Origin of the sequence: Streptomyces sp. TRM68367 (assembly GCF_014495685.1) — a bacterium.
In the GTDB taxonomy this organism is placed as follows: domain Bacteria; phylum Actinomycetota; class Actinomycetes; order Streptomycetales; family Streptomycetaceae; genus Streptomyces.
Genome location: NZ_JACTVI010000020.1, coordinates 64,404 through 88,279 on the forward strand (window position 1 = coordinate 64,404; position 23,876 = coordinate 88,279).

Sequence of the window (23,876 nt, forward strand, 5' to 3'; positions counted from 1 at the left end):
ATGTCCAACACTCCCATGGCGGCGAGCCCGCTGACCCGGGCCGTGCTCGAGATCGACGAGTACGTCTCCGGCCTCGGCTGGGACCAGCCCGCCCGCCTCTTCGCCCTCGTTGACACCGCACGGCTGCGGGCCGAACAGCCCTCGCTCGCGGACCGGCTCGGTCTGGAGGGCGGGCAGGAGACTTCCGGCCTCACCCCGATCGAGCAGGACGAAATTCCAACGGACAAGGCGCTCGATGAGTTCCTCGGCACGATTGCCTGGCCCGACGCGGTGGTCGGCTGCGCGCTGTCCGTGGAGCGGCTGATGCTGCCGACGTCCGCGGAGGCGCAGGTCCCGAAGGGGCTGGGCGGGGCCGAGCTGGCGCAGTGGGTGGCCGAGCACCCGGACCGCCAGGAGGTCCGCATGACGGTCGCGGTGCTGCGCGACGGCGCCCGCGAGTCGGCCCTGCGCCTGCGCGAGAAGGACTCGCCCACCGAGGTCCTCACGGGCTCCGACCTGGTGCCGGGCCTGGCGGACGCGCTGTCGGCGACCTTCGCGGACTGAGGCCACGTCGTACGCCTCCTTGGACCTCGTCGTACGTCGCGGGGGCGCCCTTGGCCGCCGAGGGCGCCTCCGGCCGCGTACGAGGCCCCGCCGCTCAGCTCTTGGTGGTGCACTTCGGCAGGTCGGCGGTGTCGCCGGAGCGGATGTCCTTCAGGGCGTTCAGGGCGTCGTCGATGGTGTTGACCTTGACGAGGGTGAGCCCGCTCGGGGTGTCCGTGGCGGCGGCCGCGCAGTTGTCGGCGGGCGTGAGGAAGTACTGGGCGCCCTTGGCGCGCGCCCCGACGGTCTTCATCTCGATGCCGCCGATCGGGCCGACCTTGCCGCTGTCGTCGATCGTCCCGGTTCCGGCGACGAACTTGCCGCCCGTGAGGCTGCCCGGGGTGAGCTTGTCGTAGATGCCGAGCGCGAACATCAGGCCGGCGCTCGGGCCGCCGACGTCGGCGAGCTTGATGTCGATGGTGAACGGGAACGTGTGGTCGGTCCCGGCGGAGATCCCGACGATGGCCCGTTTCCTGCCGGTGTCGTCGGACGTCGTGGTGGTGATCGTGACCTTCTCGGTCTTCGTCGGCGTCCGCTTCTCCTTCTCGGCGGCCGCCTGCTCCTTGGCCGGCACGATCGTGAAGACGACCTTCTGGCCGGGCTTGTGCTTCGTGACCAGTTCGGCGACGTCGGCGGGCTCCTTCACCGCCGTGCCGTCCACGGCCTTGATCACGTCACCTGCGTGCAGCTTGCCCTGGGCCGGGGAGCCCTTGACGACCGTGGAGACGATCACCCAGGACTTCACCGGGACGTCCAGCTCCTTCAGGGCGGCGACCTTGGCGCTCTCCTGGGACTGGCTGAACTCCTCGGCGTTCTCCTGGGTGGACTGCTCCTCCGTCTTGCCGTCCGGGTAGAGGGTTTCGCGCGGCACGACCTTGTTGTCGTGCGCGAGCCACCCGTACACGGCCTCGACGAGATTCATCCTGTAGTCGGCGCTGGTGACCCGCACGGTGGTCATGTTCAGGTGCCCGCTGGTCCCGTAGGTCTTCCGCCCGGAGATGTGCAGCACCGGCTCGCCGTCGTGGTCCCCGAGGGTGTTCACCGTCGGCCCCGGAGACATCTCCGCATACGGCACGGGGATGAACACTCCCGCGCACAGGAGCGCGATCAGGATCAGGGTGGAGGCGAGCATCGTCGAGGTACGGCGTGGCATGGCACGACAGTACGGGACGCTCCTGTCAGCGCACCGTCAGGGCCGCAAGTCGGCCACGGACGCCCTGGTCACGTGCGGAATGCTCTCCTGGTCCCGTCCGGGAAGATCCCTGATCATCACGTCCGGGAATGGGACCGTTCCATGGCCTCGCGGAACCGGGCGTAACCGTCGAGCTCGGGCCCGTCACCGCGCGCCTTGCTCGACCGGTGGGCCCAACTGCCCCACAGCCCCGCACCGATGGCAGCCAACAGCGGAATCAGCAACCAGACGAGCGCCCCCATGCCGACCTCCAACCCCACCTGACCACCGCAACCGACTGATCAGCAGATTAACCATCCGCAGTGACAACGCTCACGCCAGGGAGGCGGTTACGCAACCGGAAATCCGGCGCAGGTAGCTGCGTCGGACCGCCGGGCGCTCAGCAGGCCCCGACCCACTCCTCGGTCCCGTCCGAGAACTTCTGGTGCTTCCAGATGGGCACCTCGTGCTTGAGATCGTCGATCAGCTTCCGGCAGGCCTCGAAGGCCTCCCCCCGATGCGGGCACGACACGCCGACGACCACGGCGAGATCCCCGACCTTCAGGCCCCCCACCCGGTGCACGGCCGCCAGCGCCCGCACCGGATACTCGGCGACGACCTTCTCCGCGACCCGCCGCATCTCTGCCTCGGCACTCGGATGACACGAATAGCCGAGTTCGTCGACATCGGCACCGCCGTCGTGATTCCGCACGGTCCCGACGAACAGCGCAATCCCCCCGGCCGCGTCGTCCCCCACGGCCCGGAACACCTCATCGACGGAGAGTGGCGCCTCCCGAACACCGATCAACTTGATGGGCTCCTGCGCGCCCCGCTCACCGGGATGATCGCTCGTGACTGCCATGCGTCCATCGTGCCCCACGCCACGGACAACCAGAAATCCCACGATCACCAGCTCACGCGCGCGTGCACGTTGGAGCCTCCTACAGAACCCACCCCCAGGCTGATGCGGGCGAAGCCCGCAGAGCCGCAGGAGGCGAAGCCACGCAGCGGCGCAAGGGTCGCAGGGGCGCAAGGGCCGGAATCCACGCAGGGGCACAGGGGCCGGAGCCCCGCAGGGGTGCAGGGGACGAAGCCACGCCGGGGTCCCGGGCGAAGCCCCGCAGGGGTGCAGGGGACGAAGCCACGCCGGGGTCCCGGGCGAAGACCCGCAGGGGTGCAGGGGACGAAGCCACGCCGGGGTCCCGGGCGAAGACCCGCAGGGGTGCAGGGGACGAAGTCCCGCGGGGTCCGGGGCGGAGCCCCGTGTCGGCAACTTCCTGGCCAACCGAGTCGGGCGTGCGGGTGGGCAAACCCCCGGGTCCGGGGCGAAGCCCCGCGACAGCCACCTCCCGGCCAACCGAGACGGGCGGGTGGGCGGGCAAAGCAACCGCCCTCACACCCGCCGCCGAGCCTTCCGCGCACGCCGCACCACCGCCGCCGCCCCCAACAACGCCACCGTCGCCCCGGCAGCCCCCGCTGCGGTCGCATCCTTCCGCCCAAGCCGCCGCCCGGCCACCGTATGCCGCCCGGCAACCTCCTCCAGCAACTCCGCGAGCACTTCCTCGTTCGTGTACTTCGGCCGCCACCCCGCGTCATGCAGCCGACTTCCACTCACCACCCAGGGATACATCGTGTACGCCAGATCCCCCGCCGGCGACGGCGTCAGCCCGATCCGGTGCAGCCTCGCCGCCGCCCCCAGCGCCACCGTCGACGGCAGCTCCATCCGCCGGATCCCGCTGAGCTCCTCGACCTCCTCCTGCTCCAGCCACCCGTCGCACCCGACGGCCAGTTCCCCGTCGACCTTCTCCAGCACGGCGTACTCCAGCGCCCCGCACAGATCCTCGACGTGACAGAACTGCCAAGCCGGCCGCGACCCGGCCACCAACAACAGCCGAGGCGACTCGAAATACCTGGTCAGCGCGGTATCCGTGCCCCCGACCAGCACAGCGGGCCGCACCACGGTGACATTCAGCCCCGGATGCGCCCGCGGAGCACGCCGCGCGAGCCGCTCGATCTCCAGCAGGTCGCCCACCCCGGTCGCCTCCGCCGTCGCCTGCAGCTCCGCGTCCTCCGACAGCGGCAGCGCGTTGTCCGGCAGAGCCCCGTACACCATCGCCGAGGTGCACAGCACGACCCGGTGCACCCCGGCCGCCGCGGCGGCGGTCAGTACGGTCTGCGTCCCCCGAACGTTGTAGGCCGTCCGGGCGGCGGCATCGGTCTCCAGATCGAGATCGAGCGCCAGATGCACCACCACATCGGCCCCGCGCAGCTTCTCCGCGATTGCCGGATCCCGCACATCCAGGATCTGCCACTGCGCCGCCGCACACTCGCCGCGCCGCTCGTCGATGGCGATGACCTGCTTGATCTCCGCCGAGGCGGCAAGCCGATCGGTCAGCAGCGCGCCGACGCCGCCCGCGGCGCCGGTGACCGCGACGACGGGCCCGCGTGCCGCGGGACTGGTTGACTGGTTTCGCGCTGCGCGAACCTGCGGATCTGGGGAACTCACCGGGCGTCTCCAGCGGTTGTCTTCTGTACGGACGTCAGTGACGCGTACGTACCAGGTGGCATCCATCCTGCCGCAGGCCAAGACTCGGCGAAGCACCGAGGCCCGAACCGCCTGTGGTGTCTACGCTGGGTGGTGTTGTCGGGCAGCCGTGCCGCCGGAAAGAACCGGCGGCCCTACCAGCCGAGGAATCCCGTGAGTGACACCCCATTCGGATTCGGCCTTCCGCCGGAGGAGCCGGACGACGGCGACGAGGGCAAGAAGAAGGACCAGGAGAGCGGTGGTGGTCAGGGACCGGCCAACCCGTTCGGTTTCGGCGGCCTGCCCGGAGCCGGAGGCTTTGGCGGCGGCCCCGGTTCGGACAATCCGTTCGCTGCCATGTTCGGTTCCCTGAACCCCAACGACCTGGGCGCCGCGTTCCAGCAGCTGGGCCAGATGCTCTCGTACGAGGGCGGCCCGGTGAACTGGGACATGGCCAAGCAGATCGCCCGCCAGACGGTCTCCCAGGGCGCCCCGGACGGCACCAAGGACACGAGCGTCGGCCCCGCCGACCGCAAGTCCGTCGAGGAGGCCGTCCGCCTAGCCGACTTGTGGCTGGACGACGCCACGTCCCTGCCGTCGGGCGCCGCCTCCGCGGTGGCCTGGAGCCGCGCGGAGTGGGTCGAGGCCACCCTGCCCGCGTGGCAGGAGCTCGTCGACCCGGTCGCCGAGCGCGTCGGCAACGCCATGGGCGACGTCCTGCCGGAGGAGATGCAGGCCATGGCGGGCCCGCTGATCGGCATGATGCGCTCCATGGGCGGCGCCATGTTCGGCACGCAGATCGGTCAGGCCGTCGGCGTGCTCGCCGGCGAGGTGGTCGGCTCGTCGGACATCGGCCTGCCGCTCAGCCCGGCCGGCAAGGCCGCGCTGCTGCCGGTGAACATCGAGAGGTTCGGCAAGGACCTGAGCCTGCCGCAGGAGGAGGTGCGGCTGTATCTAGCCCTGCGCGAGGCCGCCCACCAGCGCCTGTTCGCACACGTGCCGTGGCTGCGCTCGCACCTGTTCGGCGCAGTCGACGGCTACGCGCGCGGGATCAAGGTCGACACGGCCAAGCTGGAGGACGTGGTCGGCCAGTTCGACCCGCAGAACCCCGAGCAGTTGCAGGAGGCCCTCCAGCAGGGCATGTTCCAGCCCGAGGACACGCCCGAGCAGAAGGCGGCTCTGGCTCGTCTGGAAACGGCTCTGGCGCTCGTCGAGGGCTGGGTGGACGCGGTGGTGCACGCGGCGGCCAAGCCGCGCCTGTCCTCCGCCGACGCGCTGCGTGAGACGCTGCGTCGGCGCCGCGCCTCAGGCGGCCCGGCCGAGCAGACGTTCGCCACGCTGATCGGCCTGGAGCTGCGCCCGCGCCGACTGCGCGACGCCTCCCGCCTGTGGGCCTCGCTCACGGACGCGCGCGGTGTCGACGGCCGGGACGCCCTGTGGGCCCACCCGGACATGCTGCCGACGGCCTCCGACCTGGACGACCCGGACGGCTTCGTGCACCGCGAGCAGATCGACTTCTCCGAGCTGGACAAGATGCTCGGCGAGGCGGCGGACAAGCCCGACCTCAGCAAGAAGGACAAAGGCGACGACAAGGGCGACGACACCGAGTGAGCCTGTACGACGACGCGGTCCTCGTACTGAAGGGGTACGAGGGCCAGGAAGAGCTGCGCCAGGCCTATCTGGACCACCTCGCCGACCATCCGGACGGTATGTGGAAGGCGTGCGAGGCGGGCCACATCACGGCGAGCGCCCTGGTGATCGACCCGGAGACCGGCCGGGTGTTGCTGACCCTGCACAGGAAGCTGCGCATGTGGCTGCAGATGGGCGGCCACTGCGAGCCGGGCGACGCCTCCCTCGCCGCCGCGGCCCTGCGTGAGGCGACGGAGGAGTCCGGCGTGGCGGGCCTGACGCTGCTCCCCGGCGGCCCGGTCAGCCTGGACCGGCATCCGATCCCACCGCCGTGCCACTGCCACTTCGACGTCCAGTACGCGGCCGTGGCCCCGCCGGACGCCGCGCACACGATCAGCGACGAGTCCCTCGACGTGCGCTGGTTCGCCTACCGCGAGGTCGCGGACGTAGCCGACGAGTCAGTCGTACGCCTGCTGGAGGCGACCCGCGCGAGGCTTGGAGTCTGAAGACATGTGTAAGGGGCGGCTGCAAGAGCGGCGCCCCTTACGTTTGCTTTCCGGACGCTCAGCGGGCCGGTCCGGGACCGTCAGCTCCAGACGTTGCCCTGGTTCTGGCCCTGTGCCCCCTGCTGGCCCATGCCGTACTGGGCGGCCAGGCCGGAGCCGATCTGGGCGTTCTGCGGCGGCAGCAGCTCGCTGGGCTGGACCAGCGCGAAGCCGCTGCCCATGAAGCTGAGCTCCCAGCCCTCGCCGGTGCTGCCGCGGCGCCGCCACACCCCGGAGGAGTGCGTCTGGGCCTGCATCTGCACGCGCAGGCTCGTGGACCAGGCGACGATCGCGTCGGCGTCGCAGTTGACGTACTTGTCGGGCGTGACCTCCATCAGCAGCGGCATGCCCGAGGTCATCAGGGCGACCTTGCCGCGGCCGGTGATGTTGAGCTGGTACTTCCCGGAGCCGGAGATGCCGTACAGGCTGTCGACGGCGATGACCTCGTGGTGCAGCGAGGAGTCCATGGCCAGGACGTAGCTGCTGTCGACGGTCAGGCCGTCCCCCTCCACCTCCATGATGTGGACGTGCTGCTTGAGGTTGGCGAGGTAGACCGTGCCCTGCCCGTGGCAGCGCATCAGGTCCAGGCCCTCGCCGGTGTGCACGCGCGCGCGTGCCTGCGGGTTGCTCTGGTACTCGGCGTCGAACTCGACGAGCCCCTGGTAGGCGACCATGGTGCCCTTGCGGGCCAGGATGTCGTCGTGGCCCTCCAGGGCGACACGGAGCATCTGCTTGTTCTGCAGGCTCCAGCGGTCCTGGGTCTGCTGCTCGTTGTAGGCGAAAATCGGGCTCTGCATGGTGTGGTTGCTCCCCCTCAGCCCCGGACCCGGAGACGGTCGGTGCTGTCCTCGCTGGGCTGGACGACGACGATGCCCTGACCGGAGAAGGCCATCTGGTAGGCCTCGCCGCTGCCGCGCCCGATCAGCGACTGCGCCTTGAAGCTGCGCTTGCCCTTCACCTTGAGGTTCGGGGACCAGGCGACGAGCGCGTCCGGGTCGACGTACGTCTCGTCCTCGCCGCCGCCGCAGTCGACGACGATCGGCTTGCCCCGGGACGTCAGCGCGACCCAGCCCTGCCCGGAGATCCTGGTGTTCCACAGGCCCTGCCCGGCGAACTTCGCCAGCCCCTTGACCCGCTCGACGCCCCACGTCAGGTGGGCGTCGAAGGCGAGCAGGTTAGTGGCGTTGACGGAGATGCCGTCGCCCCCCAGGTTGATGACGACGACGTTCGCGCCGTAGTCGGCGAGGTAGAGCAGGCCGTCGCCGGAGCACTTCATCAGGGGCGCGCCCTCGCCGGTCATCCAGTCCTTGGCGATCTGGCGCAGGGCCGGCGGGTTGGGCTCGTACTGGATGAACCCTTCGTAGGCGGCCATCGACCCCACGCGCGCGAGGAGGTCGTTTCCGGTCTGCATGGCGACCTTCAGCATGTGGTTGCCGTGGTTCTCCATGCGGGCGGTGACGGGTGCGGGGGCGAAGCCCGCGAGCTGCTGGGTCATGACGGGCTCCCTCAGACCTCGTACGGCTGGACGACGATGAAGTTGCCGGGCGCGCCCCGGAACTGGAGGTTGACGCTCTCTCCGGTGTCGCCGGGGTAGGCGTTGCGACGCATCCGCACCTGGCTGGAGACGACCACCTGGGCGGCGGCCGACCAGGCGACCACGGCGTTGCAGTCGGCGAACGTGGTGGGCGTGACGGGCAGCACGACGGGCGTGCCGTGCGTCTTCACCACGAGCGTGCCGGTGCCCTGGAACTGCATCGTGAACAGCGCGCCGCCGGGGATGCCGTGTCCCTCGATGCGGCGGACCTCGTAGGTGAGGCTCTCGTCGAAGGCGAGGACGTTCTCGGCGGAGACGCACACGGCGTCGCCCTGGAGCTCGATGGGGTGCAGCATCGTGGAGTTGTCTGCGAGGAACACCTGTCCCTGGCCGGTGCAGCGCATCAGCTGCATCTCCTGGCCGGTGGCGTTGCCCACGATGCGGCCCGCGAAGCCGGCGCCCTTGTAGCTGAAGTCGACCTTGCCCTGGTAGAGCACCATGCTGCCCTGCCGGGCCAGCACGGGCTGCCCGTCGATGCCGAGGTCGACGCGGACGAGCTTCTTGTTCTGCTGCGTCCAGCGCTGCCCGGTGGGCGTCTCCTTGAACTTCTGGAGCGTGCCCGCCACCCCGGGCGCCTGCGGCGTGCCCTGGTGGGCTGCCTGTGGTGTGCCGTAGGGGGCGGTCTGCTGGACCGGGGCCTGTCCGGCCGGCGGCTGCTGACCGTACCCCGGGGGCGGGGTCGGCTGCCCGTAGCCGGGCGGCGGGGCGGGGGCCTGCGGAGCCGGGGGCGCCTGGGGCTGGGCGTAGCCGGGGGGCGGCGGTGCGCTCGGTCCGGGGGCCTGGCCGTACGGCGGCTGCGACGGCTGCCGGCCCGGCTGGCCGTAGGGCGCGGGCGCCGGAGCAGGGGGCGGTACGGGGGCGCCACCGGGCTGGTTCATGGGCGCGACGACGGTCGGCGCGGTGTGCACGCCGGGCGCGGGCACCGGCGGGGGCGGAATGGCTCCGGGCGGGGGCGCGAAGCCCTGCGCGGCGGGCTGCGGCGCGGGGGCTGGAGCCGTGGCAGGCGCGGGGGCGGGAGCCGGGGCCGGGGCGCCGGGGACGGCGAACACTGGCGGGGCTGCGGACTGCGCGGGCGGCGCGAAGCCGGGGGCGGCACCGGTCTCCGGCTGCTGCTGCGGGGCGGGCGGCTCCTCCTCCGCCACCTCGCCGCCGAAGTTCTTCAGCAGCGCGTCGAGGCCGCCGTCGAAGCCCTGCCCGACGGCGGCGAACCGCCACACGTCCTTCAGGTAGAAGTCGCCCAGCATCACGGCCCGTTCGGTCGAGAACTCCGAGCCGTTGAAGGGGTAGCGGGCCACCTCCTCGCCGCCCGCGACGATGCGGATGTATCCGGGGGCGATCTGCGACATCTGCCCGGAGCCGTCAAGCGTCGCCGTGAACGCCAGCTTCTGGATCTGCGGCGGGATCTTGTCGAGCGTGACCCGGAAGGACTCCGTGTCGCCCGCCTGGGCACCGAGGAGCTGAATCGCCTCCTCAGGAGACTTCGGCTGGTTGAAGAAGACGAAGTAACGGTCGTCCGAAAGCCGTTCATCGGCGTCGAGACCGAAGCAGCTGATATCGAAGGTAAGTCCGGGACCAGAGATCTGTACCCCGACGTACAGGTCCGTGCCCGCGGTGAGGTCACTGATCCTGGCCTTGTGGCCGCGTTGGAATTCCCTGGCCATGCGTAACGACCGTCCCCCATCCAGAATGTGAGTGCGTCGCGCCAGGCTAACGGCAATCTCGGATGCCGGACGAAGCCGGTACAGACCCGGTACACAACCCGCGTGGGGCCGCGCCGGGCGATCGGATCAGGCCACTCTCACTCGGCGCGCGCAGCGGGCACATGGGGCAGCCGGTCGGCGGCCACCACTCCCTCCAGATAGCCCCGGGCCCGCTCGGTGCGCGGGTAAGCCTCCAACAGCCGCCAGAAACGGGGACCGTGGCCGGGCACGAGCAGATGCGCCAGTTCGTGGAGTAGAACGTAGTCGACGACGTATTCCGGCATGCCCTGCAACCGGTGCGACAGCCGGATGCTGCCCTCGGCCGGGGTACACGAGCCCCAGCGGGTGTTCTGGTTGGTCACCCAGCGCACCGAGTTGGGCCGCGCGCGCCCGTCGAAGTACAGCTCCGACAGACGCTCGGCACGTTCGGCCAGCTCCGCGTCGCCGAGCACCCGTTTGCTCTCCTGGGCGGCCAGCTTGTCGAGCATGACGCTCACCCAGCGCTGCTCCTCCGCCTCGGACATCCGGGCGGGGATGAGCACGACGGTGCGATCGCCCTCGCGGTACGCGGAGACCGTTCTGCGTCGACGGGAGCTCCTGCGGACCTCGATCGCGCTCGCCCCCGAGCCGGTGGTCGGCTGGCTCGTCGTGCTGCGCTGTGGCTTTCCGGCGCGGTGCAGTGGGTCGGCGGACACGCCCCGACGTTACCCGCTGCACACGGGGAAGTCCCGACTACGGGACGCTTCGATACCGATCAGCCACCGTGCGTTTGATTTGTACGACGAATGCCCACCGCCTGTGGACAACTTTCGGCGCCGGGCGGCGCGTCCGAGCATGCTGGCCTCACCGGCGCAGCTGCGGCCGACGGCCGGCACCGACACCTGTCGGCACATGGGGACGATCAGGACATACGGGGGCCTGTCATGCATCCGATGGTGAAGCCCGCGCTCAGGCGCGGCTGGCGCGACCTCAATACCGTGCAGTTCGGGATGACTCCGGCGCACGCGATGACGCTCGGTCCGATGGACACGGCGACGGGCAGCTTCCTCGAACTGCTCAACGGCACCCGCGGGCTTGCCCTGCTGCGCGAGGAGGGCGGCCGCATGGACCTGCCGGACGGCCATGTCGACGCGCTGGTGCGGCGGCTGGCCCGGGCCGGGCTCCTGGACGACGCGCGGGGCGGGGGACCGGACGCCGACGCCCTGCGCAAGAAGAAGGAGGCCCTCGACCGGCTGAGCCCCGACCTTGCCTCACTGTCCCTGGTCACCTCCGAACCGGGCGGCGCGTCGCGGATCCTGGCCGCCCGCCGCTCACTGCGCGTGCAGGTGCGGGGCGCGGGCCGGGTGGGTGCGGCCCTGGCCGGACTGCTGTCGGGGGCCGGCGTGGGCGAGGTGGACGTGCGGGACGGCGGCCGCGTCGAACCGTGGGACGTCGCCCCGGGCGGGCTGCCCGCCGACGCCGTCGGCGCCCGCAGGGACGAGGCGGCCCGCCGTGTCGCACGCCGGGCGGCCCCCGGCCGGCCGGCGCGCCGCGGTCCCCAGTCGCCGCCCGGGGAGGGCAGCCCGGGCCACTCGCTGGTGATCATCGCCCCACGGGACGATGTCGCGGTGCATGCACCCGACGCCTCCGTCGCCGCTCCCCTGATGGCGTCCGGCACGCCCCACCTGTATGCCGGGGTGGTGGAGGGAACCGGCGTGGTCGGCCCGCTCGTCCTGCCGGGTGAGACGGCCTGCGCGGGGTGCCTGCACGAAAACCGCACCGACCAGGATCCGGCCTGGCCCCGCCTGGTGGCACAGTGGTGCTCCGGGAAACCGCGCCAGGTACGGCCCTGCGACCTGGCACTGGCCGCGACGGTGGCCGGGCTGGCGGCGGCGCACGCGCTCGCCTTCCTGGACGGCCACGCGCCGTCGAGCGCCGGCGCACGCTGGGAGGTCTCGCTGCCCGGTCTGCACTGGCACGCGCGACCCTTGTGGGCGCACCCCGCATGCCCGTGCGGGGCGGCGGAGAAAGGTAAGGGGGAACACACCTCCGAGGACGGGGAGTCGCACGAGACAATGGCGGAGCAACAGCCGTCAGAGGAGTTTCGCCGTCAGGCACACACGGCGCGGCTTGCTGGGACTTGGAGGGCGCATGTCTGATCTTCCCCGGAAGGCGGTCACCCGTACCGCCAAGCTCGCCGCGCTCCCGCTCGGTTTCGCCGGGCGTGCCACCTGGGGACTCGGCAAGCGGATCGTCGGTGAGTCCGCGGACCTCGTCGGGCGCGAGCTGCAGCAGCGCACGGCGGAGCAACTGTTCAAGGTGCTCGGCGAGCTCAAGGGCGGCGCGATGAAGTTCGGGCAGGCGCTGTCCGTCTTCGAGTCGGCCCTGCCCGAGGATGTCGCCGGCCCCTACCGGGCGGCGCTGACGAAGCTCCAGGAGGCCGCACCGCCGATGCCGACACGCACCGTGCACGCGGTGCTCGCGGAGCGGCTCGGCGAGGACTGGCACGAGCTGTTCCTGGAGTTCGAGGACAAGCCCGCCGCGGCGGCCTCGATCGGCCAGGTGCACCGGGGGGTGTGGCACGACGGCCGTGAGGTGGCGGTCAAGGTGCAGTACCCGGGCGCCGGCGAGGCCCTCCTGTCGGACCTGAACCAACTGAGCCGCTTCGCCCGCCTGTTGGGGCCGCTGGTCCCGGGCATGGACGTCAAGCCCTTGATCACTGAGCTCAAGGACCGCGTCTCGGAGGAGCTGGACTACAGCCTGGAGGCCCAGGCCCAGCAGGCCCATGCCGGGGAGTTCGCGGACGACCCGGACGTCGTGGTGCCGGACGTGGTCCACCAGTGCGAGCAGATCCTGATCACCGAGTGGATCGACGGCGTTCCGCTGTCCGAGGTGATCGCCGACGGCACGCAGGAGCAGCGCGACCGGGCCGGCCAGCTCCTGGCACGCTTCCTGTTCTCCGGCCCGGCCCGGACCGGCCTGCTGCACGCTGACCCGCACCCGGGCAACTTCCGGCTGCTGCCCGGCGGACCGGACGGGGACGACGACTGGCTGCTGGGCGTCCTGGACTTCGGCACCGTCGACCGCCTGGCGGGCGGCCTGCCGTCTCCCATCGGCGAGTCCCTGCGGATGACGCTCGACGGCGAGGCCGAGGCCGTCTACGAGCTGCTGTGCACGGAGGGCTTCGTCAAGGAGACGATAGACCTCGACCCCGACGGCGTCCTGGACTACCTCCTGCCGATCATCGAACCGGCCAAGGTCGACGCGTTCACCTTCACCCGCGGCTGGATGCGCAGCCTGGCGGCCCGGATCGCCGACCCGCGCTCGCCCGCGTACCAGCTGGGCAAGCAGCTCAATCTGCCCCCGGCGTATCTGCTGATCCACCGGGTGACGTTGAGCACGATCGGGGTGCTGTGCCAGCTGGGCTCCACGGTGCGGCTGCGTGAGGAATTGGAGGAGTGGCTGCCGGGGTTCGTCCTGGAGGAGGCCGTGGACGAGGAGGATCCCGCGGCCGAGGCATGAGCCCGCCGCTGTGACGGTTGCCGTTCGCCAAGCACAACTTTCCCGGGCAGAACGCACCGCGGGGGCCGGTCCGTGGCGTACGGACCGGCCCCCGCGGGGACACTTCACCTCCCCGGGCGGGAGGCCACCGCTGTGCGGTGTGGTCGGTTACTGCATGACCGCCATGGCGAGCGCTCGGCGGGCGCGCCGCGAGGCACGCTCCGCCCGGCGCTGCATCCGGCGGGCGGCCAGCAGGCGCACGGCCTGGCGTTCTCGCTCCGCCTCCTGCAGGCGCTCCTGCATCTGCGCACGAGCCATGGCTTCTGGGATGAGTTGCATCTCTCGGGTCCTGTTCTGACGCGAGCCGTTCGCGCCGCTCGTGGTGACGTCTTCAGGCGCGAAACCTGCGTGTTCGTGGGTGGACGGCTTCATCGGGGCCTGCTTCTTGGGATCGTGCGTGACGGGACGGTCGATCGTTCCTGCGGTGTTCATGCCGTGACCGGGTTCTTGCGCGGGCGGCCACGCGGCCGCTTCCGGGCGACGACAACACCCTGGACGAACAACTCGCCACCCCAGACGCCCCAGGGCTCACGCCGCTCCTTGGCGCCGGCGAGGCAGGCCTCGATCAACGGGCAGGTGCGGCAGAGGGACTTGGCGTACTCGACGTCCGCCGGCGACTCGGCGAAGAAGACCTCCGGGTCGTAGGAACGGCAGGGGACGGGCACGCCCAGGTTCTCGATGGCGTCGTCGAGCGCGGTGAGCGCGGTGAGCGCGGTGAGCGGAGTCAAGGTGGAGTCCTCCGTGGGGCCGGGCTTGGGGATCGTGTCGGAAGGCGGTACGGACGGGGCGTGCGCTTCGAGTTGCACGGTTCGTCTTCCTCGTCTGGTCGTTCCGGCCGGTTGGCCGGGTGGCGGCTGGGTACCGGGTTTCTCTTCTTGTCCCGAGGCTCCTTCGGTCCGTCGTCCCCGTTCGGGGAAAACAGAAGGGCCGCGGATCCCGGGTGGGGTTCCGCGGCCCTGAAGGCGCCGGCCTGATCATCGATCAGGCTGGATCACTCCAGGGATCTGGCCCACGGAAGGCCCACATCAGGTGGTGCTGCGTCGTCAGCTTCCGGAATCCGGCACCGGTCGCCGTAAAGGCATAGGCCTGCGCCTGTGCCGCTACTGCCGCTTCCAGTGCCTTGGTCGGTCGCTCATTGCGCTCACGGACGGGAAGGCCCGCGGGAGCAACGGAGGGCGCCGGACGCACGGCGGGAATGCCGGACAGACCGGTGCCCAGGCTGGAAACGCCGAGCATGCACGCGGAGACGGCCGAGCGATCGGTCATTTTCACGATGCTGACGGAGCTGGTGTTGATGCTGATCACTGAACTCGCCTCCTCTCGGCGTCTCGGGGGACTGGGGTGAACCAGTCCGACGGATTTGCAAGTACAACACGGAACCAAGGCCTCCTGGAAGGCCGCTGTTCCCGTGGCTCAGAACCTATGGGGACTGCTGGGGCATGCGCAAACTATTTTCTCGACGAGTTTGCGTCAGCCCTCGGCGAGGTTCTGGCCTGTGCAGATGGCCAGAACCTCGGCCCCGTAGCGGTCGAGCTTGCGCTTCCCGACCCCCGGGATCCGTGCGAGCTCGTGCTCGTCCTCGGGGACCGTCTCGGCGATCGCCATGAGTGTCTTGTCCGTGAAGACGCAGAAGGCGGGCTGACCGCTGCGTCCTGCCTGATGGGCACGCCACTCGCGGAGCCGCTCGTAGAGGCCCTCGTCCATGTCGGAAGGGCAGTCCTCACAGCGCATCAGCTTCATCTCGCCCGCGTCGGTGAGCGTGCGCCCGCAGACCCGGCAGCGGGCGGGAGTTCGCTGCCTCCTTCCCGGGGCGGTAGCCCCGGTTCCGGTAACTCCCCGCTCGACTCCGCCCGCACCGCCGGCAGCGGCGCGGACCGCAGTGGCGGTCGAGCCGGGGCGCAGCCCGTCGAGGAAGCGGCTGGGGCAGCGGTTCGGGCGGCCGCCGGGCGAGCGGGCCAGCGCCCAGGAGACATGGAGGTGCTCGCGTGCGCGGGTGACGCCCACATAGAGGAGGCGGCGCTCCTCCTCGATCTGTTCGTCGGTCCTGGCGTAAGTGATCGGCATCATGCCCTCGGCGACGCCGACCAGGAACACGACGTCCCACTCCAGGCCCTTGGCCGAGTGCAGGGAAGCGAGGGTGACGCCCTGCACGGTGGGGGCATGCTGGGCATTCGCCCGCTCGTCGAGTTCGGCGACCAGGTCGCTCAGGGTGGCGCCGGGCCGGGCGGCGGCGAAGTCCTGCGCGAGGTTCACCAGGGCGGCCAGGGACTCCCAGCGCTCTCTGACCGCGCCGGAGCCGGCCGGGGGCTGCGGTGTCCAGCCCTCGCCGGAGAGGACGGCGCGCACCTGGGAGGGCAGGTCGACGGCATTGTCGAGGAGGGAGTCGTTGCCGCCGAAGCGGGCCGCGCCGCGCAGCGCGATGCCCGCCTTGCGCACCTCGGGGCGGTCGAAGAACCGCTCGGCTCCGCGCAGCTGGTAGGGCACTCCGACGTCGGCGAGGGCCTGTTCGTAGGTCTCGGACTGGGCGTTCGTCCGGAACAGGACGGCGATCTCGGCGGCCGGGACTCCGGCGTCGATGAGTTCGCGGATGCGGCGGGCGGCGCCCTCCGCCTCAGTGGGCTCGTCGGTGTACTCGGTGTAGACGGGCTCGGGGCCGGGGGCGCGCTGCGAGACCAGCTCCAGCCGGTGGTCGGCGGCGCGGCCGCGGGCCTGGGCGAGCAGGCCGTTGGCGAGGTGGACGACCTGGGGGGTGGAGCGGTAGTCGCGGACCAGCTTGACCACGGTGGCGCCGGGGTGGCGGGTGCGGAAGTCGAGCAGGTGGTCGGAGGTCGCCCCGGTGAACGAGTAGATCGTCTGGCTGGCGTCGCCGACCACGCACAGGTTGTCCCGCTCGCCCAGCCACAGTTCCAGCAGGCGCTGCTGGAGGGGGCTGACGTCCTGGTACTCGTCGACCACGAAGTGCTGGTACTGGGCGCGGACCTGCTCGGCGATGTCGTGCCGGTCCTGGAGGACGGCGACGGTGAGCAGCAGCACGTCCTCGAAGTCGATGACGGTGCGCTCGCGCTTGACGTCCTCGTAGGCGGAGTAGAGCTGGGCGATCTCGGCCGGGGCGCGGGGGGTCTCGCGGCCGGCCTTGACGGCGGCGAGCGCGTAGTCGGCGGGGACGGTCTGGGTGACCTTGGACCACTCGATCTCCGCGGTGACGTCCCGCAGCTCGCCCCGGTCGAGGCGGATGCGGCAGGCGGCGGCCGCGTCGGCGACGAGCTGGAACTTGCGGTCGGCCAGCCGGGGCATCGAGCCCCCGATCGCTTTCGGCCAGAAGTACTGGAGCTGGCGCAGGGCCGCCGAGTGGAACGTGCGCGCCTGGACGCCGGCGGCGCCGAGCTGCCGCAGCCGGCCACGCATCTCTCCGGCGGCGCGGTTGGTGAACGTGACGGCGAGGACGCTGGAAGGCTGAAGGATCCCGGCGCGCACGCCGTAGGCGATGCGGTGGGTGATCGCCCGGGTCTTGCCCGTGCCGGCGCCGGCCAGCACGCACACCGGACCGTGCAGGGCGGTTGCCACCTCGCGCTGCTCGGGGTCGAGCCCTTCGAGCACCGCGTCGGCAGAGTCCGGTACATGCGGGAAGAGCGTGGAGTGCGTTGCTGCTGTCACACGGTCATGCTGCCAGGTCGCCGGAGACGGGTGAGCAGGTTGTCCACAGGCAGGCACTGTTAGTCGCATAGTCGCACTAATGCGGCAGGTGTCACCTCCCGCAGGGAACCCCGACGGGAATGGTGGCCCTTTCAAGTACGTTCCCTCACTGCGACCACCCGCCCCCGAGCCACCTGAGGAGCGCGAGAGACATGCTGGGCACTGTGACGATGTACAGCACCACGTGGTGCGGCTACTGCCGCCGGCTGAAGAGCCAGATGGACCGCGAGGGGATCGCATACACCGAGATCAACATCGAGCAGGACCCGGAGTCCGCCGCGTTCGTGGAGAAGGCGAACGGCGGAAACCAGACGGTTCCCACTGTTCAGGTAGTTCCCTCCAGTGGTGGCGCCGAGGTCGTGATGACGAACCCGAGCCTTGCCCAGGTGAAGCAGGCGCTCGGCGTCTGACCGGCGTGACGCACAACCCCTGATCGGCCTGGAGCTGATCAGGGGTTTTGTGTACTCCTGAGTGCCGTGCCGTCAGCTCTGGCCGATTGTGTTCTTCCCGCTGGGCTTGTCCTCGAACGGGCGAAACCGATGAGCTGCCGGTGATCGTGTTCGTCATGATCGAGACCGCCTCAGAACTCGTCTCAGCCGTCAGGCGGTGCTCCGCGCCGGCAGCGGCTTGCCGTACCAGAGCTCGATCAGGCGGGCGGCGATCGAGATGCCGTACGGCGGGAGGACCTCGCCGGACTCGAAGGCGGCGCGCAGCTCATCGCGGGAGAACCAGCGGGCCTCGTGGATCTCGTCGCCGTCGACGTCGATCTCGGTCGTGGTGGCGCGGGCCACGAAACCCAGCATGAGGCTGGACGGGAAGGGCCAGGGCTGGCTGGCGATGTACTCGACCTGGCCGACCGTGACGCCCACCTCCTCGTGGACCTCGCGGCGCACCGACTGCTCGACGGACTCACCGGGCTCGACGAACCCGGCGAGCGTCGAGAAGCGGCCCTCGGGCCAGTGGACCTGACGGCCGAGCAGGAGGCGGTCGTCCTCGTCGGTGACCGCCATGATCACGGCGGGGTCGGTGCGCGGGTAGTGCTCGGCGCCGCAGGCAGGGCAGCGGCGGATGTGGCCGGCCGCGGCGATGACGGTGCGCTCACCGCAGCGGGAGCAGAAGCGGTGCGTGCGCTGCCAGTTCTCCAGGCCGACCGCGTGCACCATCAGGGCCGTGTCGCGCGGCGACAGCAGCAGTCCGGCCTCGCGCAGGCCGGCCGGGCGGGCGGAGTCGTCCATGCGGCCGGGCAGCGCGTCCTTCTGGAGGGCGAAGTAGCTGACGCCGTCCTCGTCGAGGCCGAGGAAGTAGCGGTGCGCCTCGGTGAGCGGAGCCTCGAAGGAGGGCGTCATGACGAGTTCGGTGCACCCGTCCGCCGTCTCGTCGATGAGGACCTGACCGCCGGAGACCACGAAACAGCGCGTCGAGGGGTGGCTCCACGCCGCCGCGAGCCAGGCCTCGTCGAGCCGGTGGTGCGCGGCCCGGTCGATGCCGCTCGGGGCGGTGAGCGAGATGGGGCGGTCGGTGGTGTGGTCGGTCCAGGTGGTCACGGGTGCTTCCAACTCCCCCGGTGGAACGGTGTGGGGCGGCGGGCGGTTCAGCGGGACGTGGGGCGGGACGGGACCGGATCCGGCAGGGTTCGGCGGTGCGGGAGGGCCTTTCCAGTGTGGCCCGCGCGGGATGCCGATCCGGACGGCCGGAGGGACTCAGGGCACATGGCGCCAGTGCTCGGCGAGATCGCTCCACAGGTGTGCGGCTGCCTCGGCGCCCTTGAGGAGCCGGTCCAGCCCGACCTTCTCGTTCGGGGCGTGCCAGCCGTCGGACGGGACGGAGATGCCGAGGAAGAGCACCGGCGCACCGAGGACCTCCTGGAGGTCCGCGGCCGGTCCCGATCCGCCCGCGCGCGTGAAGCGGACCGGTCTGTCGAAGGCGCGTCCCATGGCGCGGACCACGGACTGCAGGGCCGGGTGGTCCAGCGGTGTCAGGCACGGGCGGGTGGCCGGGGCGAACTCGGTCTCGCAGCGGATCCCGGCGGGCACCTGCGCGGCGATCCAGGCGCGGACGGCCTTCTCGATGTGGTCGGGGTCCTGGCCCGCGACCAGCCGGAAGGACACCTTCACCAGGGCGGAGGACGGGATGATGGTCTTGCTGCCGGGTCCCTGATAGCCGCCGCCGATGCCGTTGACCTCGGCGGTGGGGCGGGCCCAGAGGCGCTCCAGCGTGGTGTACCCGGCCTCGCCGTGGGTGGCGTACGACCTGGCGGTGCGCAGCCACTGCTCCTCGTCGAAGGGCAGTTCGGCGAGGAGTTCGCGCTCGCGGTCGGTGAGTTCTACGACGCCGTCGTAAAAGCCCGGCACCGTCACGCGCGCGTGCTCGTCGTGCAGGGCGGCGACGAGGCGGGCGGCGGCCATGGCCGGGTTGGGTACGGCGCCGCCGAAGGCGCCGGAGTGGATGTCCTGGTCGGGGCCGTACAGCCGGATCTCGCACTCGGCGAGGCCGCGCATGCCGGTACACACCGTGGGGGTGTCGGCGGACCACATGCCGGTGTCGGAGACGATCACGGCGTCGGCGGCGAGCCGGTCGGCGTACCGCTCGACGAGGGCCCTGAAGTGCGGGGAGCCGCACTCCTCCTCACCCTCGATCAGCACCTTGAGGTGGACGGCGGGGCTTGTGCGGCCGGTGGCGGCGAGGTGGGCGCGGACACCGAGGGTGTGGAAGAACACCTGGCCCTTGTCGTCGGCCGCCCCGCGCGCGTAGAGGCGGTTTTCGCGGACGACGGGTTCGAAGGGCTCGCTGTCCCAGCCGTCCTCGCGGGCGGCGGGCTGCACGTCGTGGTGGCCGTAGACCAGGACCGTGGGGGCCTCGGGGTCGGTGGAGGGCCACTCGGCGAAGACGGCGGGAGCGCCCGGGGTGTGCCACACCTCGGCGACCGGGAAGCCGGTCTCCTCGAGCTCCGCGGCGAGCCAGTCGGCACTGCGCCGTACGTCGGGCGCGTGGTCGGGCCAGGCCGACACCGACGGGATGCGCAGCCACTCTGCGAGGTCGTCGAGGAAGGCGGCACGGTGCTGCGCGATGTACGTGCGGACGGCGCTGACGGCACTGTCAACGGACTGGCTCATGGTCACGAGCCTATCGGCCCGCTCCAACATCCCGGTCGTGCGGTTCGTCACCGGACGGCTCACCCAGCAGCAGCCGCTCCAGCTCGGCCCGGCCGGGCAGGTTACCGGGCCGTACGACCTCGCCGCTGCGGACGTACAGGAACGCGGCCGTGACCGACTCCACGGGAACGCCCTGCTGCTCGGCCCAGGCGAGCCGGTACACCGCGAGCTGGAGCGGGTCGGCGGTGCGTGTGCGGCTGGTCTTCCAGTCGACGATCTCGTACGTCGCCCCGTCCCCGTCGCCCTCCTTGTAGACGGCGTCGATACGGCCCCGCACGACGCGGCCGGCGATCGCGAGCTGGAAGGGGGCCTCCACGCGATAGGGGGTGCGGTGCGCGTAGGCGGTGCGTTCGAAGGCGTCCTTGAGGGCCTCCAGGTCGCGTTCGTCGGCGATCTCGGCGTCGCTGCCGGGCAGGTCGTCCGGGGTCGGCACGGGCAGGGTGAGTTCTTCGAAGCGGGTCTCGATCCAGGCGTGGAAGCGGGTGCCGCGCCGGGCCGCGGGCTGCGGCGGGCGGGGCATGGGGCGGGCCAGCTCCTGCGCGAGGCCGTCCGGGTCGGCGGCCAGGCGCAGCAGCTGGGACGCGGTCAGCGAGGCGGGCAGGGGCACCTCGGTGACGCGCTCGCGGGCGCGCAGCAGTTCTCCGGTGAGGGCGTCGAGGTCGCGGTCCCAGGAGGCGACGGTGCGGGCTTCTTCGGGGGTGAGGTGGTTCGGCTCGTCCACCGGGGGGTGCTCGGGGCTCGGCTCCGGCCGACGTCCCCCGGTGCCCGACGCGGGCCGGCGCTCCCCGGTGCCCGGCTCGGTCCGGTGCCCCGCAGGGCGCGCCTCCGGTCGACTGCCGGCAAGACCGTGCTCCGGCGACCGGTGGTGCTCCGGCTCCTGCCCGGGCTCCTCAGGGTGGCTGCGCGGGCCGTCCGCCCCGCCGGGACGCCCGGTCGCGTCCGGTGCGGATGCCTGGTGCGGGACGGTGGGGCGGTCCGTCGGCAGGGAGTCCCAGGTGTCCGGGTCCTCCGCGAAGAAGTCCTCCTCGAAGTCCTCCGCGAAGCCCTCCGCGAAGAAGGGGGCGTCGCCCTCGTCGGGGGCGAGCTCGTCGTCGTCCGGGGGCGGGGGCCAGTCCGGGTCGTCGTAGGTGTCCGGGTCGGGTACGGCCGCGGGGTGGCCGTCCGCGTGGGAGGCGAGGTCGTCCAGGTGGGCCAGGACGGTCTCGGCGGCCGCCCGGCGTCGGGCGAGGGCGTCCGCGTCCAGGGGCAGCGGCCACACCTGGTCGGCGGTGGCGCGGTGCAGCGCCGGGTTCTCCTCGTCCTCGGCCGGTTCGTCCGCCCACGCCTCGATCTCGCCGTAAACGGCCGCGCAGTGTTCGTACAGTGCCTGCAGGAACTCGGACGGGCCGCGCGGCTTCTTCTGGGCGGGTCCCCACCAGTGGCCGGAGCCGAGGAGCAGGGTGCGGGGGCGGGTGAAGGTGACGTAGCCGAGGCGGAGTTCCTCGGTGTGCTGGTGGTCCTTCATGGCCTCGTGGAAGACCTTCAGGCCCCGGGAGTCCCAGGAATCGACGCCGGGCAGCGTGTCGGCGTCGCCGCGCAGTCCGTGCGGCAGCACCTTGCCCTGCGCGGTCCACTTCTCGCGGCCCTGGGTGCTGGGGAAGGTGCCGGTGACCAGGCCGGGGACGGCGACCACGTCCCACTCCAGGCCCTTGGACTTGTGCGCGGTGAGCACCTTGACGGTGTTCTCGCCGCCGGGGAGGGCGTTGTCGAGGCCCTTCTCGTACTGGGCAGCGGTACGCAGGAAGCCGAGGAAGGCGAGCAGGGTGGCCTCGTTGTCGCCGACGGCGAAGGAGGCGGCGACGTCGAGGAAGTTGGACAGGGTCTCGCGGCGGCGGGCGGCCAGGGCGTGCGGGGACGCCGACAGCTCGACCTCCAGGCCGGTGACGGCGAGTACGCGGTGCAGGACGTCCATCAGCGGGTCGGACAGGGAGCGGCGCAGCTCGCGCAGTTCGGTGGCAAGGCGGGCGAACCGCACGCGCGCGTCCGGTGAGAAGGGCAGCCCGTCGTCGTCCCCGGTGCCGTCGGCGCTGAACAGGGGTGTCTCCAGGAACGTGTCGAGGGCGTCGGCGAGCGAGATCACCTCGGCCGGGTCGACGCCCTCGACGGCCGCGGCGAGCCGGTGGTCCGGGTCGCCGTCGCCGTCCACGCGCGCGTGGGCCACCAGGAGCCGGGCGCGCCGCCCCAGGAGGGCGAGGTCGCGGGGGCCGATGCGCCAGCGCGGGCCGGTCAGCAGGCGGACGAGGGCGGCGTTGGCGCCGGGGTCCTGGAGGACCTCGCACACGGCGACGAGGTCGGCGATCTCGGGCAGGTGCAGCAGCCCGGACAGGCCGACCACCTCCACGGGGATGTCCCGGGCCACGAGCGCACCCTGGATCTGCGCGAAGTCGGTCGCCGTACGGCACAGGACGGCGATCTCGGCGGGGGCCTTGCCGGTGTGCACGAGGTGGGCGACGGAGTCGGCGACCCATTCGATCTCCTCGGCGTGGGTGCGCAGCAGGGCGCAGCGCACCAGGCCGTCGCGTTCGGCGCCGGGTGCCGGGCGGAGCGCCTCCACGCCCGCATGCATCGCGCGCAGGGGCTCGGCGAGGCCGTTGGCGAGGTCGAGGAGGCGGCCGCCGCTGCGGCGGTTCTCGCTGAGCGCCTGGCGGGTGGCAGGGCGGCCGTCGGCGTGCGCGAAATGCTCGGGGAAGTCGTCGAGGTTGGCGACGGAGGCGCCGCGCCAGCCGTAGATCGCCTGGCAGGGGTCGCCGACCGCGGTGACCGGATGGCCGGTGCCGCCGCCGAACAGGCCCACCAGGAGGATGCGTTGGGCGACGGAGGTGTCCTGGTACTCGTCCAGGAGCACCACGCGAAACTCGTCGCGGAGGCTACGGCCCACTTCGGGGATCTGAGCGAGCTGTGCCGACAGCGCGATCTGGTCGCCGAAGTCGAGCAGGTCGCGTTCGCGCTTGGCGGCCCGGTAGCGGAGCACCAGGTCGGCGAGTTCGCGACGGGCGGCGGCGGCCTCGGGGACCTTGCGCAGGTCGGCGTTGGTGAGCTTGGCGCCCTGCAGGGTGCGCAGCAGTTCGGCGTCGTACGCGCGCACGTCCTCGGGCGTGACGAGGTGTTCGGCGAGCTCGGCGTCGAGGACGAGGAGGTCGCCGACCAGGTCCGGGAAGGAGCGGGTGAGCGCGGGGTAGGGGCCGGGGGCCTCGCGCAGCACACGGGCGGCGAGCTGGAAGCGGGTGGCGTCGGCGAGCAGGCGGGCGGTCGGTTCGAGCCCGATGCGCAGGCCGTGGTCGGTCAGCAGGCGGCCCGCGAAGGCGTGGTACGTGGAGATCACCGGCTCGCCCGGCGGGTTGTCCGGGTCGATGACGTCCGGGCCGGTGACACCGGCCTTGATCAGCGCCTTGCGTACGCGCTCGGCGAGCTCTCCGGCGGCCTTGTTGGTGAAAGTCAGCCCGAGGACCTGTTCGGGGGCGACCTGGCCGGTGCCGACCAGCCACACCACACGCGCCGCCATCACCGTCGTCTTGCCCGACCCGGCGCCGGCCACGATCACCTGCGGGGCGGGCGGCGCGGTGATGCAGGCCGTCTGCTCCGGGGTGAACGGGATGCCGAGGAGCTCCTTGAGCTGATCGGGATCGGTGATACGTGCGGGCACCTCAGAGAGGCTAGCGGCGAGCACTGACAGCAGATGCCGGATCGGCCGCGGGGCCTGGAGAAGC

At 71.6% G+C, this 23,876-nt stretch carries 21 protein-coding genes; 6 read left to right on the forward strand and 15 right to left on the reverse strand.

Going from position 1 to position 23,876, the window contains the following annotated elements:
- Complete coding sequence (locus H8R17_RS16065) at positions 1-543, forward strand: PPA1309 family protein (RefSeq protein ID WP_187823865.1); 543 nt, start codon at positions 1-3, stop codon at positions 541-543.
- A 94-nt stretch (positions 544-637) separates the two neighbouring features.
- Here the strand turns inward: H8R17_RS16065 and H8R17_RS16070 are convergent, their stop codons facing one another.
- The 4 genes from H8R17_RS16070 to H8R17_RS16085 form a co-directional block, all read right to left on the reverse strand.
- Positions 638-1,735: a PDZ domain-containing protein gene (locus H8R17_RS16070; protein ID WP_187823866.1), complete on the reverse strand. Its 1,098-nt coding sequence runs from the start codon at positions 1,733-1,735 to the stop codon at positions 638-640.
- A 116-nt stretch (positions 1,736-1,851) separates the two neighbouring features.
- Positions 1,852-2,016 (reverse strand): hypothetical protein, encoded by a 165-nt coding sequence (locus H8R17_RS16075; RefSeq protein WP_187823867.1) that lies wholly within the window; start codon positions 2,014-2,016, stop codon positions 1,852-1,854.
- 137 nt (positions 2,017-2,153) lie between these two features.
- A complete protein-coding gene (locus H8R17_RS16080) occupies positions 2,154-2,615 on the reverse strand; it encodes a molybdenum cofactor biosynthesis protein MoaE (RefSeq protein WP_187823868.1) in 462 nt (153 codons plus the stop codon).
- 531 nt (positions 2,616-3,146) lie between these two features.
- Positions 3,147-4,259, reverse strand: coding sequence for an SDR family oxidoreductase (locus tag H8R17_RS16085; RefSeq protein ID WP_187823869.1), 1,113 nt, complete (start codon positions 4,257-4,259; stop codon positions 3,147-3,149).
- Positions 4,260-4,451: 192 nt separating this feature from the next.
- Here H8R17_RS16085 and H8R17_RS16090 point away from each other — a divergent pair, with 192 nt between their 5' ends.
- On the forward strand, positions 4,452-5,888 hold the full coding sequence (locus tag H8R17_RS16090) for a zinc-dependent metalloprotease (protein WP_187823870.1): 1,437 nt from the start codon (positions 4,452-4,454) through the stop codon (positions 5,886-5,888).
- Positions 5,885-6,412 carry an NUDIX hydrolase gene (locus H8R17_RS16095; protein WP_187823871.1) on the forward strand — a complete coding sequence of 176 codons (528 nt, stop codon included), beginning with the start codon at positions 5,885-5,887 and terminating at the stop codon, positions 6,410-6,412. Before H8R17_RS16090 ends, H8R17_RS16095 begins: the two co-directional genes overlap by 4 nt.
- A gap of 80 nt (positions 6,413-6,492) precedes the next feature.
- Here H8R17_RS16095 and H8R17_RS16100 read toward each other — a convergent pair whose 3' ends face one another.
- The 4 genes from H8R17_RS16100 to H8R17_RS16115 form a co-directional block, all read right to left on the reverse strand.
- Complete coding sequence (locus H8R17_RS16100) at positions 6,493-7,248, reverse strand: AIM24 family protein (protein ID WP_187823872.1); 756 nt, start codon at positions 7,246-7,248, stop codon at positions 6,493-6,495.
- Positions 7,249-7,265: 17 nt separating this feature from the next.
- A complete protein-coding gene (locus H8R17_RS16105) occupies positions 7,266-7,946 on the reverse strand; it encodes an AIM24 family protein (RefSeq protein WP_187823873.1) in 681 nt (226 codons plus the stop codon).
- A gap of 11 nt (positions 7,947-7,957) precedes the next feature.
- On the reverse strand, positions 7,958-9,706 hold the full coding sequence (locus H8R17_RS16110; protein WP_187823874.1) for a TerD family protein: 1,749 nt from the start codon (positions 9,704-9,706) through the stop codon (positions 7,958-7,960).
- A gap of 137 nt (positions 9,707-9,843) precedes the next feature.
- On the reverse strand, positions 9,844-10,440 hold the full coding sequence (locus tag H8R17_RS16115) for a M48 family metallopeptidase (protein ID WP_187823875.1): 597 nt from the start codon (positions 10,438-10,440) through the stop codon (positions 9,844-9,846).
- A 228-nt stretch (positions 10,441-10,668) separates the two neighbouring features.
- On the opposite strand from H8R17_RS16115, the gene H8R17_RS16120 reads away from it, so the two are divergent.
- The gene (locus H8R17_RS16120) at positions 10,669-11,883 is read left to right on the forward strand and encodes a TOMM precursor leader peptide-binding protein (RefSeq protein WP_187823876.1); all 1,215 of its coding nucleotides are present in this window, start codon (positions 10,669-10,671) and stop codon (positions 11,881-11,883) included.
- On the forward strand, positions 11,876-13,246 hold the full coding sequence (locus H8R17_RS16125) for an AarF/ABC1/UbiB kinase family protein (protein ID WP_187823877.1): 1,371 nt from the start codon (positions 11,876-11,878) through the stop codon (positions 13,244-13,246). Before H8R17_RS16120 ends, H8R17_RS16125 begins: the two co-directional genes overlap by 8 nt.
- A 147-nt stretch (positions 13,247-13,393) precedes the next feature.
- Here H8R17_RS16125 and H8R17_RS16130 read toward each other — a convergent pair whose 3' ends face one another.
- From H8R17_RS16130 to H8R17_RS16145, 4 genes are all read right to left on the reverse strand, one after another.
- Positions 13,394-13,717, reverse strand: coding sequence for a hypothetical protein (locus tag H8R17_RS16130; RefSeq protein ID WP_187823878.1), 324 nt, complete (start codon positions 13,715-13,717; stop codon positions 13,394-13,396).
- Complete coding sequence (locus H8R17_RS45695) at positions 13,714-14,091, reverse strand: WhiB family transcriptional regulator (protein ID WP_187823879.1); 378 nt, start codon at positions 14,089-14,091, stop codon at positions 13,714-13,716. Before H8R17_RS45695 ends, H8R17_RS16130 begins: the two co-directional genes overlap by 4 nt.
- A gap of 175 nt (positions 14,092-14,266) precedes the next feature.
- Positions 14,267-14,590, reverse strand: a complete 324-nt coding sequence (locus tag H8R17_RS16140) for a hypothetical protein (protein ID WP_187823880.1) — start codon at positions 14,588-14,590, stop codon at positions 14,267-14,269.
- A gap of 165 nt (positions 14,591-14,755) precedes the next feature.
- Positions 14,756-17,008, reverse strand: coding sequence for an ATP-dependent DNA helicase UvrD2 (locus tag H8R17_RS16145; RefSeq protein WP_223125097.1), 2,253 nt, complete (start codon positions 17,006-17,008; stop codon positions 14,756-14,758).
- Positions 17,009-17,130: 122 nt separating this feature from the next.
- On the opposite strand from H8R17_RS16145, the gene H8R17_RS16150 reads away from it, so the two are divergent.
- Positions 17,131-17,388, forward strand: a complete 258-nt coding sequence (locus H8R17_RS16150; RefSeq protein WP_187823882.1) for a mycoredoxin — start codon at positions 17,131-17,133, stop codon at positions 17,386-17,388.
- Between the two features lie 189 nt (positions 17,389-17,577).
- Here the strand turns inward: H8R17_RS16150 and nudC are convergent, their stop codons facing one another.
- The 3 genes from nudC to H8R17_RS16165 form a co-directional block, all read right to left on the reverse strand.
- Positions 17,578-18,522 (reverse strand): NAD(+) diphosphatase, encoded by a 945-nt coding sequence (gene nudC / locus H8R17_RS16155; protein ID WP_187823883.1) that lies wholly within the window; start codon positions 18,520-18,522, stop codon positions 17,578-17,580.
- A gap of 156 nt (positions 18,523-18,678) precedes the next feature.
- Positions 18,679-20,091: a dipeptidase gene (locus H8R17_RS16160; protein ID WP_187823884.1), complete on the reverse strand. Its 1,413-nt coding sequence runs from the start codon at positions 20,089-20,091 to the stop codon at positions 18,679-18,681.
- A 10-nt stretch (positions 20,092-20,101) separates the two neighbouring features.
- The gene (locus H8R17_RS16165; protein WP_187823885.1) at positions 20,102-23,812 is read right to left on the reverse strand and encodes a UvrD-helicase domain-containing protein; all 3,711 of its coding nucleotides are present in this window, start codon (positions 23,810-23,812) and stop codon (positions 20,102-20,104) included.
- Positions 23,813-23,876 lie beyond the last annotated feature (64 nt).